Annotated in this window: 11 protein-coding genes; 9 read left to right on the top strand and 2 right to left on the bottom strand. The window is 71.5% G+C overall.

Going from position 1 to position 9,775, the window contains the following annotated elements; translation table 11 throughout:
* Window position 1: 1 nt before the first annotated feature.
* From VEA98_RS13325 to VEA98_RS13300, 6 genes are all read left to right on the top strand, one after another.
* Entirely contained in the window at window positions 2-1,837 is a 1,836-nt protein-coding gene (locus VEA98_RS13325; RefSeq protein WP_324815330.1) for a M14 family metallopeptidase, read from the top strand.
* Complete coding sequence (locus tag VEA98_RS13320; RefSeq protein ID WP_324815328.1) at window positions 1,837-2,244, top strand: MAPEG family protein; 408 nt, start codon at window positions 1,837-1,839, stop codon at window positions 2,242-2,244. Before VEA98_RS13325 ends, VEA98_RS13320 begins: the two co-directional genes overlap by 1 nt.
* 40 nt (window positions 2,245-2,284) lie before the next feature.
* The gene (locus VEA98_RS13315; protein WP_324815325.1) at window positions 2,285-3,640 is read left to right on the top strand and encodes a TldD/PmbA family protein; all 1,356 of its coding nucleotides are present in this window, start codon (window positions 2,285-2,287) and stop codon (window positions 3,638-3,640) included.
* Window positions 3,637-4,470: a 3'(2'),5'-bisphosphate nucleotidase CysQ gene (locus tag VEA98_RS13310; RefSeq protein WP_324815322.1), complete on the top strand. Its 834-nt coding sequence runs from the start codon at window positions 3,637-3,639 to the stop codon at window positions 4,468-4,470. The genes VEA98_RS13315 and VEA98_RS13310 overlap by 4 nt, the downstream gene beginning before the upstream one ends.
* The gene (locus VEA98_RS13305; RefSeq protein WP_324815319.1) at window positions 4,467-4,721 is read left to right on the top strand and encodes a DUF4170 domain-containing protein; all 255 of its coding nucleotides are present in this window, start codon (window positions 4,467-4,469) and stop codon (window positions 4,719-4,721) included. The genes VEA98_RS13310 and VEA98_RS13305 overlap by 4 nt, the downstream gene beginning before the upstream one ends.
* Window positions 4,722-4,787: 66 nt before the next feature.
* The gene (locus VEA98_RS13300) at window positions 4,788-5,012 is read left to right on the top strand and encodes a hypothetical protein (RefSeq protein WP_324815316.1); all 225 of its coding nucleotides are present in this window, start codon (window positions 4,788-4,790) and stop codon (window positions 5,010-5,012) included.
* A gap of 3 nt (window positions 5,013-5,015) precedes the next feature.
* On the opposite strand, the gene VEA98_RS13295 is transcribed toward VEA98_RS13300, so the two are convergent.
* The gene (locus VEA98_RS13295) at window positions 5,016-5,681 is read right to left on the bottom strand and encodes a fused DSP-PTPase phosphatase/NAD kinase-like protein (protein WP_324815314.1); all 666 of its coding nucleotides are present in this window, start codon (window positions 5,679-5,681) and stop codon (window positions 5,016-5,018) included.
* 82 nt (window positions 5,682-5,763) lie between these two features.
* Window positions 5,764-6,513, bottom strand: coding sequence for an MBL fold metallo-hydrolase (locus VEA98_RS13290; RefSeq protein ID WP_324815311.1), 750 nt, complete (start codon window positions 6,511-6,513; stop codon window positions 5,764-5,766).
* Between the two features lie 108 nt (window positions 6,514-6,621).
* Between VEA98_RS13290 and VEA98_RS13285 the strand changes: the two genes are divergently transcribed.
* The 3 genes from VEA98_RS13285 to VEA98_RS13275 are packed head-to-tail and all read left to right on the top strand — an operon-like array spanning window position 6,622 to window position 9,774.
* Window positions 6,622-7,218 (top strand): TetR/AcrR family transcriptional regulator, encoded by a 597-nt coding sequence (locus VEA98_RS13285; RefSeq protein WP_324815309.1) that lies wholly within the window; start codon window positions 6,622-6,624, stop codon window positions 7,216-7,218.
* Window positions 7,219-7,249: 31 nt separating this feature from the next.
* Complete coding sequence (locus tag VEA98_RS13280) at window positions 7,250-9,091, top strand: ABC transporter ATP-binding protein (RefSeq protein WP_324815307.1); 1,842 nt, start codon at window positions 7,250-7,252, stop codon at window positions 9,089-9,091.
* Window positions 9,088-9,774 carry a lysophospholipid acyltransferase family protein gene (locus VEA98_RS13275; protein WP_324815304.1) on the top strand — a complete coding sequence of 229 codons (687 nt, stop codon included), beginning with the start codon at window positions 9,088-9,090 and terminating at the stop codon, window positions 9,772-9,774. Before VEA98_RS13280 ends, VEA98_RS13275 begins: the two co-directional genes overlap by 4 nt.
* Window position 9,775 lies beyond the last annotated feature (1 nt).

Below are 9,775 nucleotides of genomic sequence, written 5' to 3'. Positions count from 1 at the left end.
CATGCGCTCCGCCCTGATCCTCGCCGCCCTCGCGGCCCTCGTGTCGAGTCCCGTCATGTCCCAGTCCGCGTCCCCCTCCGTCCCCAACGCCGCCCCGTGGGACCAGCCCTTCCTGCCGCCCGCGCCGGAGTGGACCGGCGCCAGCCGCGCCCTCCTGCGCGACGCCGCCGACCCGTGGGTGACGGCCTTCGAGGCCGACGCCGACCACGACTTCAGCCCGACCTACGCGGACACCCGGGCCTGGTTCGACCGCCTCGACGCGGCCTCGGACCTGATCCGCATCGAACAGTTCGGCGTCTCGCCCGAGGGACGGCCGATCTATGCCGTCATCGCCTCGAAGGACGGCGCGGCCTTCGACCCGTCCAAGCCCGTTCTGCTCGCCCAGGCCGGGATCCATCCGGGCGAGATCGACGGCAAGGACGCGGGCATGATGCTGCTCCGCGACATCGCCTTCTACGGCAAGGACGACCTGCTCGACCGCGCCAACCTGATCCTCATTCCCATCCTCTCGGTCGACGGGCACGAGCGCGCCTCCGCCTACAGCCGCCCCAACCAGCGCGGCCCCCGCATCCAGGGCTGGCGCAACACCGGGACCAACCAGAACCTCAATCGCGACTACCTGAAGCTGGACCAGCCCGAGATGCGGGCCGTCCGCGGCCTGATCCTGAAATACCGGCCGGACCTCTACGTCGACATCCACGTCACCGACGGCATGGATTACCAGTACGACGTAACCTACGGATACAACGGCGAAAACGGTATCTACTCCCGCTCGCCCGCCACCGCCGCCTGGCTCGACGCCGCCTTCAAGCCGGCCGTCAACGCGGCTCTGGAGGCGCAGGGCCACATTCCCGGCGAGCTGGTCTTCGGCGTCGATGACAACGACCCCAGGGCCGGCCTGTCCGACGGCGGCCTCGGCGAGCGCTTCTCCAACGGCTGGGGCTCCGCCGCCCACGTCCCGACCATCCTGATCGAGAACCACAGCCTGAAGCCGCACGAGCAGCGCGTGCTCGGCGCCTACGTCTTCCTCGAACAGGCCCTGCGCACCCTGGCCTCGAACGGAGCCGATCTGCGCGCCGCCGTCGCCGCCGACAGCGCCCTGCGCCCGGCCGAGATCCCGGCCAATTTCGAGCAGGACGACCAGCCCTCCACGACCCGCGCGTTCAAGGGCATCCGCTACGAGATGTACGACAGCCCCGCCTCGGGCCGCCGCGAAATCCGCTGGCTCGGCGAGGCGGACTCCGAGGTCTGGAACCTCCCGTTCTACTCGTCCCACCCGACCCTGACCCTGCGCCGGCCCGAGGCCTACTGGGTGCCGTCGTACCGCACCGACATCATCGAGCGGCTCGCCGCCCACGGCGTCGTCATGGAGGCCCTCGACGCCCCGCGCACCGTCTCCGTCGAGATGCTGCGCCTCGACGACCCGACGCTGGCCACGCGAGCCAACGAGGGCCACGTTCCCGTCACCGTCAGTTCCGTCACGCCCGAGCGCCGTGACTGGACCTTCGCCCCCGGCTCCGTCCGCGTCTCCACCGACCAGCCGCTCGGCGACGTCGTCGTCCTGCTGCTGGAGCCGCAATCGTCGGAGAGCTTCTTCGCGTGGGGCCTGTTCCCCGAGGTGCTCAGCCGGGTCGAATACATCGAGGGCTACGCCATCGCCCCGCTCGCCGAACGGATGCTGGCCGCCGACCCCGCCCTGAAGGCCGAGTTCGAAGCCAGGCTCGCCGCCGATCCGGCGTTCGCCGCCGACGGCGACGCACGATTGCAGTGGTTCTACGAGCGAACCCCGTTCTATGATGACCGCTACCGGCTCTATCCGGTGGGACGCGAGACCTGATGGACCTGACCATGACCGCCGTCGAGGCCGCCGGAGTCTGGAGCGGCCTGCTGATCCTGCTGCTGGTCGGCCTCGCCTTTCGCGTGGTCGCCAACCGCCGCAGGCACAGGGTGCTGTTCGGCGACGGCGGCGTTCAGCAGATGACCGTCGCCACCCGCGCGTTTGGCAATGCGGCGGAATACATCCCGGTCGGCATCGGCGCCTTGATCCTGCTGGCGCTCGTGGGCTGCGCGCCCTGGGTGATCCACGTCCTGGGCGGGGTCTTCCTTGCAGGCCGCCTGATCCACGGCGTCGGTCTCAGCCACGGCAGGGGCCCGGGCCCCAGCCGCATGATCGGCATGGTGCTGACGCTGCTCGTCCTGATCGTCGCCGCCGGCATGCTGGTGGTCTGTCCGCTTCTGCCCTGACGGCGGTTGCGCCTGTGCGGCGGCCCGGCCATATCGGGGCATGACCTCCCCGCGTGACTCCGCCGCCTCCCCTGACATCCTCAATGATCTGGTCGCCGCCGCATTGAAGGCCGGCGCCGACGCCGCCGAGGCCGTGTCCGCCGAGCGCGCCGCCCTCTCCGTCGGCGTCCGCAACGGGGCGCTGGAGGATGTCGAACGCGAGGAGAGCCGCGATCTCGGCCTGCGCGTCTTCATCGGCCGGCGCCAGGCCACCGTCTCCGCCTCCGACCTGTCGGACGCCACCCGCGCCCGGCTCGTCGAACGCGCCGTGGCCATGGCCCGGCTGGCGCCCGAAGACCCCTACGCCGGCCTGGCCCCGCAGGACCGCCTCGCCCGCGGCCCCTTCCCCGATCTCGATCTGTTCGACCCGTCCAACCGCAGCGCCGCCCAGCTGGAGGCCGTCGCCGCGGAGACCGAGGCCGCCGCGCTCGCCGTGCCCGGCGTCGCCCGCTCTGAGGGCGGCCACGCCGCCGCCTCCTCCAGCCGCTGGCGTCTGGTCACCTCGCACGGCTTCGACGGCGCCTATCACGGCTCGGCCTTCTCGCTCGGCGTCGGCGTCATCGCCGAGAAGGACGGCGCCATGGAGCGCGGCGGCGAGCATCGGTCCGCGCGCCATCTGGCCGACCTGCCCTCGCCCGTAGACATCGGCGCCGAGGCCGGCCGCCGCGCCGTCGCCCGCACCGGCCCGCGCAAGATCGCCTCGACCACCGCGCCGGTGATTTTCGAGAACCGTCTGGCCATGCAGATCCTGTCGCCCCTGATCGGCGCCGTCTCCGGCCCGTCGATCGCGCGCGGCACCTCCTTCCTCAAGGACCGGCTCGGCCAGTCCGTGCTGCCGAAGGGCGTCAATCTGATCGACGATCCGTTCCGCCCGCGCGGCCTCGGCTCCACCCCCTTCGACGACGAGGGGGTGGCGGTGACGCGGCAATCAATCATTGACGACGGCGTCCTGACCACCTGGCTGCTGAACAGCGCCGCCGCCGCCCAGCTGGGCCTCGCCTCCACCGGCCACGCCTCGCGCGGCCTCGCCGGCCCGCCCGGGGTCTCGACCCACAGCCTGCATCTCGAACCGGGCGAGCGCGACCTCGACGGCCTCATGGCCGACGCCGGCGCCGGGCTGCTGGTGACCTCCATGTTCGGCCCCTCGCTGAACGCGAACACCGGCGACTGGTCGGCCGGCGTGTCCGGCTTCTGGTTCGACAACGGCGCCCTCGCCTACCCCGTCAGCGAGATCACTGTGGCCGGCAAGCTGACCGACCTCTACGCCCGCATGCAGCGCGGTTCGGACCTCGAGTTCCGCGGCGCCAACAACAGCCCGTCCCTGATGTTCGACGCGGTCGCCATCGCCGGCAAATGAGCGACCCCGTTCGAGACCTCACCGCCGACCTCGAGCTGATCCGCGCCGCCGCCGTCGCCGCCGGCGATCTGGCCCTGGCCGAGCGCGAGGCCGGGCTGAAGATCTGGTCCAAGCCGGGCGGCTCGCCGGTGACCTCAGCGGACATCGCGGTCGACGCCCTGCTGCGCGACGCCCTCCTCGGCGACCGACCGGACCACGGCTGGCTGTCCGAAGAAACCGCCGACACGCCCGACCGCCTGTCCGCCCACCGCATCTTCGTGGTCGATCCCATCGATGGAACCGTCGCCTATATGAAGGGCAAGCCGTGGTGGTGCATCCCCATCGCCGTGGTCGAGGAGGGCCGCCCGGTCGCCGCCGTCATCCATGCCCCGGCCCTCGGCGAGACCTTCACCGCCGTTCTCGGCGGCGGCGCCTTCCTCAACGACCGCCCGATCACCGCCTCCGACACCGCCGATCTCGACGACGCCTCGGTGCTGGCCGACGCCCGTCTGATGGAGGGGCCGCACTGGCCCGAGCCGTGGCCGGCCATGCGCTACGAGAAGCGCAACGCCATCGCCTACCGCATGGCCCTGGTCGCCGCCGGCGCCTTTGACGCCGCCATCGCCCTGACGCCCAAATGGGACTGGGACGTCTGCGCCGGGGCCCTGATCGTCGAGGAGGCCGGCGGCCGCGTCAGCGACCATCACGGCGGCCCCTGGCGCTTCAACCGGTCCGATCCACGCCAGAACAGCCTGGTGTGCAGCGCCCCGGCCCTTCACCCGTTGATCGTGCGCCGCACAGCGCCTATTCCGCTCGCGCCGCGCCACCTCACGCCCACGGACGCCTCATGACCCAGACCGCCGACGCCGAAGCCCCGCAACTCCTCCACCTCGTCATCGGCGGAGAGCTGCGCCACCTCGACGCCCCGGTGTTCCGCGACCTGTCCAGGGTCGAGTTCGTCGGCGCCTATCCGAACTACGAGGAGGCCCGCAAGGCCTGGAAGGCCCGGGCCCAGGCCACCGTCGACAACGCCCACATGCGCTATTTCATCCTGCATGCGCACCGGCTGATCGATCCCCGCGGCGACGCCCACGAGCACTGATCGGGAACCGCCGCCGGGCCTGACGCGCTTTCCACCTGTGCCGTCGCGCTGTCCCGGGAGAGACCCATGCTGACCCCCGCCCTCATCGTCCTGGCGATCATCGTGCTGGGCGTCGGCATCGTCGTCTGGGCCACCCGCCGCAAGCCCGAAGGCCCGCCCGCCGGCCCGCGCGAAAGCGACACCGGCTGGAACGATCCGATCACCCCGGCGGCCACGCCGACCCCGCGCGAGACCTTCACCCACGGCGACGCCCCCTCGGCGGCCTCGCACGAACCGCGTCCCCCGGCCTGAGGCCTACTCCCGCCTGAGCAGCTTCTCGGTGACCAGCGTGCCCCACCACTGCGCCTTGAACTCGGCCCGGATCGCCTTCGGGTCGTAGGCGTCGCTGTCGATCCAGTCGATGAAGCTGACCCCGGTCGGCTCCACCTCCTTGAGGTATTTCTCCAGCGTGTAATCCAGCACCCCGGTCAGGCCCTCGCGGTGGTGCAGGTATTTCTTGTCCAGCTGCCGGATCGCCTCCGAGATCGGCTCGCCGAGATGGAAATGCCGGTACAGCACCGCCATCATCCCGGCCCGGTCCGCCCCCGACTTGCAGTGGATCAGCACCGGATAGTCGATGGTCCGGAACAGCTCCCGGGCCCGGTGGATGCGGTCCTTCTGCGGCGGATCGCGCGAATCCAGCGGCGCGTCGATCAGCGTCAGGCCCAGCCGTTCGCAGGCATCCTTCTCCAGCGCATAATACGCCTCATCCCGCGCCCCGCGCAGGTTGATGACCGTCCGGATTCCCCGATCCTTCCAGTACGCCAGCTGCCGTGGCGACGGCTGGTTGGTCCGCACCAGATCGGGGCCCAGCCAGTGGGCGTTCATGAACCACCGCCGCAGGAAGGCGTGGTCCTTCCACACATAGTCCCAGTGCGCCTTGAACCGGCCGGCGCGGGAGGTGAGGTCGTAGCGGGACATGAAAGGGGAGATAGCGGGTCGGAACCCACGCGTCATCCGTCCTCCGCTGTCCTGCCTGCCCGCGAGCGCGCGGGGGCCGGGCTCAGGCGAACTCGACCTCGAACGCCCGCAGCCGCTCGCGCGTCCGCCGGTCATAGTCATCGGCCAGTTGGCGGAGGGCCGACGCCCCGTCCCCGCTGAAGGCCGGGCCGTGCATCAGGGCGAGGGTTCGTGGGGCCAGCCTCGCCAGCCTGCGGATCGTCGCGCCCATGCCGGGGTTCAGGGCCGAGTATCCGAACACGTCCTCCGCCGCGATGGCCGGTCCGACGATGTCCCGCTCCACCAGCGGCGGCGCCTCGCCCTGCTGGGTGAACAGGTCGCCGCAGAACAGGGCCCCCGTGGACTCCTCGTAGAGGACGCCCGCGTCCCAGCCGTGCGGCGTGTGCGGAGTGTCGATGTAGCGGACGCGCTTGCCGCCGCCCAGGTCGATGACCTCGCCATCGTCGAGAGCGCGCGCCGGGCGATCGGCCACGTCGTTCAGGGACACGTCGCAGCCGACCTGGCCGTGGGCGACTTCGGCCCGGGGCGCCGCGGCCAGCCATTCGTTCATCGCGCCGCATTCATCGGCCTCGAAATGCCCGAAGGTGATCCAGCGCAGGCTCGCCGGATCGATGACGCGCGCCGCCGCCTCGCGCACCAGCGGGAACATCCGGCGCGGGCCGGTGTGGAACAGCAGCGGCTCGTCGCCGACCACAAGGAATTGGTTGAAGCTCAGTCCGAGCGGACCGACCGCCGAGACGAAGGTCGACAGGCGGTAGATGCCGTCGGCGATTTCGGTGACGCGGGTTTCCATGGGCTCCTGGTCCTTTGCGCTGGCCGCTTATTTCAGGCTACGGTGCCGTGTATCGAAATGACCGGCGGCCGTCAATATGGCTGCGCATACCTGCTCAGTGAAACTCTTATGACCCGCGGCTACACCCTCAAACGACGTGCTGAGCAGCAGGCGCAGACGCGCCTGAAGATCGTCGAGGCGGCGGTCGATCTGCACGGCACGGTCGGGCCGGCGAACACCAGCCTGAGCATGGTCGCCGAGCGCGCCGGGGTTCAGCGCAACACCCTCTACGCCCACTTCCCCGACCTGCGCAGCCTGCAGATGGCCTGCTCGGCCCTGTCGCTCGAGCGCAGTCCCCCGCCCGACGCCGCCGACTGGGGCGGCGTGGCGGACCCGGCCTTGCGGCTTCGTCACGGGCTGACGGCGGTCTACGCCTGGTACGGCGACAACGCCGAACTGCTCGGCTGCGTGCTGCGGGACGCCGAGCGCCACGTCCTGACCCGTGAGATCGCGGACCTGCGCTTCGGCCCCGTCGCGGCCGGCTGGCGCGAGACGCTGGGCGAAGGACTCGTCGGGCCGCAGCGCTCCCTGCTGCATCTGGCGCTGGACTTCCACGGCTGGCGAGCCCTCGTCGCCGGTGCGGCCATGAGCGCCGAGGCCGCGGCCAACCTCATGGCCCACGCCATCGAAGCCGCCCGGACCTGCGAGCGCGCGTCTCCCGCTTGACTTCCCCCCCGTCCCGTCCGACCTCGGACCGATGACGACGCCCGCGCCCGCCGCCGACGAGAAGGAGCCGCTGCGCCCGCTGCTGGCCCGCATCTGGCGCGACTACCTTTCGCATCACCGCACCCCGCTGTTCGCCTCGATCGCCTGCGCCGCCATCGTCGGCGTCATGGCGGCCACAGTGCTGCAGCTGCTCGAGCCGGCCATCGACGGCCTGTTCCTCGGCAAGCCGGTGACGATCTGGAAGATCTTCACCGTGCCGCCGGGCCAGGCCCTGACCGGCATTCCCCTGATCATCATCGGGGCCGGCGTGATCTGGACCGCCGCCGCCCTCGGCCAGGCGGCGCTGGTCAACCGGCTCGGCCACGGCATCGTCGGCGACATCCAGGTGCGGCTGTTCGGCTCGATGATCCGCGCCGACCTCGCCCGGCTGCGCAGCCAGCACTCCGGCGGCTTCGTCTCGAGCGTCCTGTTCGACGCCAACCTGGTGCGCGAGGCCTTCACCAACGGCGTGGTCAACTACACCCAGCACGGCCTGACCCTCGTCGCCGTCATCGCCTACATGGCCTGGACCGACTGGCGGCTGACCGCCATCGTCCTGCTCGGCGCGCCGGTCATCGCCTGGGTCATGCGCCGCTTCGGCAAGCGGATGCGCAAGGCCACCACCGGGGCCATGGTCGAGACTTCCAACCTCTCCACCGCCCTGATGGAGAACCTCGACGGCGTCCGCCTGATCAAGATCGAGAACCGCGAGGCGGCCGAGGAGGCGCGCGTCGGCGAGGTGGTCGGCCGCCGCCAACGCCACGTCATCAAGAGCGCCGACTCCCGCGCCTTCGCCGGCCCCTTCTCCAACCTGGTGGCCATGGTCGTGGTCGCCGCCGTCATGGCCTACGCCGGCTGGCGCGCCCGCGACGGAGGCATGACCGTCGGCGCCTTCGCAGCCTACATCGGCCTGCTGATGGCCGCCGGCCAGTCGCTGCGCCAGGTCACCAACCTGCAGACGGTGATGTCCGAGGGCCTCACCGCCGCCCGCCGCCTGTTCGGGGCCCTCGACATCGAGCCGGAGATCCGCGAGGCGCCCGACGCCGCGCCCCTGCCGCACGGTCCCGTCACCGTCGCCCTCGACCACGTCAGCTTCGCCTACGCCCCGGCCTCGGACACTGTCGCCCCGACCCTGTCTGACGTCTCCCTGACTGTCGCCCCCGGGGAGACCGTAGCCCTCGTCGGTCCTTCGGGCGGCGGCAAGAGCACCATCCTCAGCCTCCTGCCCCGCTTCTACGACGTCACCGCCGGCGCCGTGACCGTCAACGGCCGCGACGTCCGCGAGCTGAGGCTGCACGACCTGCGCTCGCGCATCGCCCTGGTCACCCAGGAGCCCTTCCTGTTCGACGACACACTCGCCGCCAACATCGCCTACGGCCGCCCCGGCGCGACCCAGGCCGAGATCGAGGCCGCCGCCGCCGCCGCCGCCGCCCACGACTTCATCACCGCCCTGCCCGAGGGCTACCGGACCCGCGCCGGCGAGGCGGGCCTGCGCCTGTCCGGCGGCCAGCGCCAGCGCGTCGCCATCGCCCGCGCCTTCCTCAAGGACGCCCCCATCCTGCTGCTCGACGAGGCCACCTCGGCCCTCGACACCGAGAGCGAGGCGCTGGTCCAGGCCGCCCTCGAACGCCTGATGGAAGGTCGTGCGACCCTGATGATCGCCCACCGCCTGTCGACCGTCCGCAACGCCGACCGCATCTACGTCGTCGAGGCCGGGCGCATCGTCGAGACCGGCTCCCACGCCCAGCTGGTGAAGAAGGGCGGCCTCTACGCCCGGCTGGCGAAGCAGCAGTCGCTGGACGGCGACCCCGTCACGGTCGCGACCGTCGCATGAGGCCGCTGCGCAATCCCGTCATCCAGAGCGTCCTCGCCTGGCTGCTCGCCGCCTGGATGCGCGTCTGCTTCGCCACCATCCGCTGGACCCACGAGAACCAGCCGGTCGCGGAAGAGGTCTGGAAACAGGGCGGCGGCGTGCTCGCCGTGTTCTGGCACTCGCGCATCGGCCTGTCGCCGGCCTGCTGGCCGCTGGACCGGGCCACGCCCGCCAAGGCCCTGATCTCGCTGAGCGCCGACGGCGAATTCATCGCCAAGGCCGTCGCCCGCCAAGGCTTCCCGGCGGTGCGCGGCTCCTCGGCCAACAAGGACAAGGCCGACCGCGCCAAGGGCGGCAGCCAGGCCCTGCGCGACGGCCTGCGCCAGCTCAAGGCCGGCGCCCTCGCCATCACCCCGGACGGCCCTCGCGGCCCGGCCCGACAGATGGCCGAGGGCCTGCCGCTGATGGCCAGACTGTCGGGCGTCCCGGCCCTGTTCATCGGTCTGAGCTGCAACCCCGCCATCCGGTTGAGCAGCTGGGACAAGGCGGTCCTGCCCCTGCCCTTCGGCAGGGGCGCGATCGTCTGGGACCTGGCCCGCTATCCCGAGGGCGGCGACATCGCCGAGGTCACCGCCGACTGGACCCGGCGACTCGACGCCGTCGAGGCGCGCGCCGACGCCCTCACCGGGCTGGAGCGGGTCTGAC

It is taken from the genome of Brevundimonas sp. (genome assembly GCF_035627055.1).
Classification (GTDB): domain Bacteria; phylum Pseudomonadota; class Alphaproteobacteria; order Caulobacterales; family Caulobacteraceae; genus Brevundimonas.
Note: the sequence above shows the minus strand (reverse complement) of the source record. Positions and strands in the feature narration are given on the sequence as shown.

Excerpts from the sequence above, each read along its gene's own strand:
- VEA98_RS13285 (WP_324815309.1), top strand. The coding sequence starts at position 6,622 with ATGACCCGCGGCTACACCCTCAAACGACGTGCTGAGCAGCAGGCGCAG.
- VEA98_RS13315 (WP_324815325.1), top strand. The coding sequence starts at position 2,285 with ATGACCTCCCCGCGTGACTCCGCCGCCTCCCCTGACATCCTCAATGAT.
- VEA98_RS13325 (WP_324815330.1), top strand. The coding sequence starts at position 2 with ATGCGCTCCGCCCTGATCCTCGCCGCCCTCGCGGCCCTCGTGTCGAGT.
- VEA98_RS13290 (WP_324815311.1), bottom strand. The coding sequence starts at position 6,513 with ATGGAAACCCGCGTCACCGAAATCGCCGACGGCATCTACCGCCTGTCG.
- VEA98_RS13275 (WP_324815304.1), top strand. The coding sequence starts at position 9,088 with ATGAGGCCGCTGCGCAATCCCGTCATCCAGAGCGTCCTCGCCTGGCTG.
- VEA98_RS13300 (WP_324815316.1), top strand. The coding sequence starts at position 4,788 with ATGCTGACCCCCGCCCTCATCGTCCTGGCGATCATCGTGCTGGGCGTC.
- VEA98_RS13310 (WP_324815322.1), top strand. The coding sequence starts at position 3,637 with ATGAGCGACCCCGTTCGAGACCTCACCGCCGACCTCGAGCTGATCCGC.
- VEA98_RS13305 (WP_324815319.1), top strand. The coding sequence starts at position 4,467 with ATGACCCAGACCGCCGACGCCGAAGCCCCGCAACTCCTCCACCTCGTC.
- VEA98_RS13320 (WP_324815328.1), top strand. The coding sequence starts at position 1,837 with ATGGACCTGACCATGACCGCCGTCGAGGCCGCCGGAGTCTGGAGCGGC.
- VEA98_RS13280 (WP_324815307.1), top strand. The coding sequence starts at position 7,250 with ATGACGACGCCCGCGCCCGCCGCCGACGAGAAGGAGCCGCTGCGCCCG.
- VEA98_RS13295 (WP_324815314.1), bottom strand. The coding sequence starts at position 5,681 with ATGTCCCGCTACGACCTCACCTCCCGCGCCGGCCGGTTCAAGGCGCAC.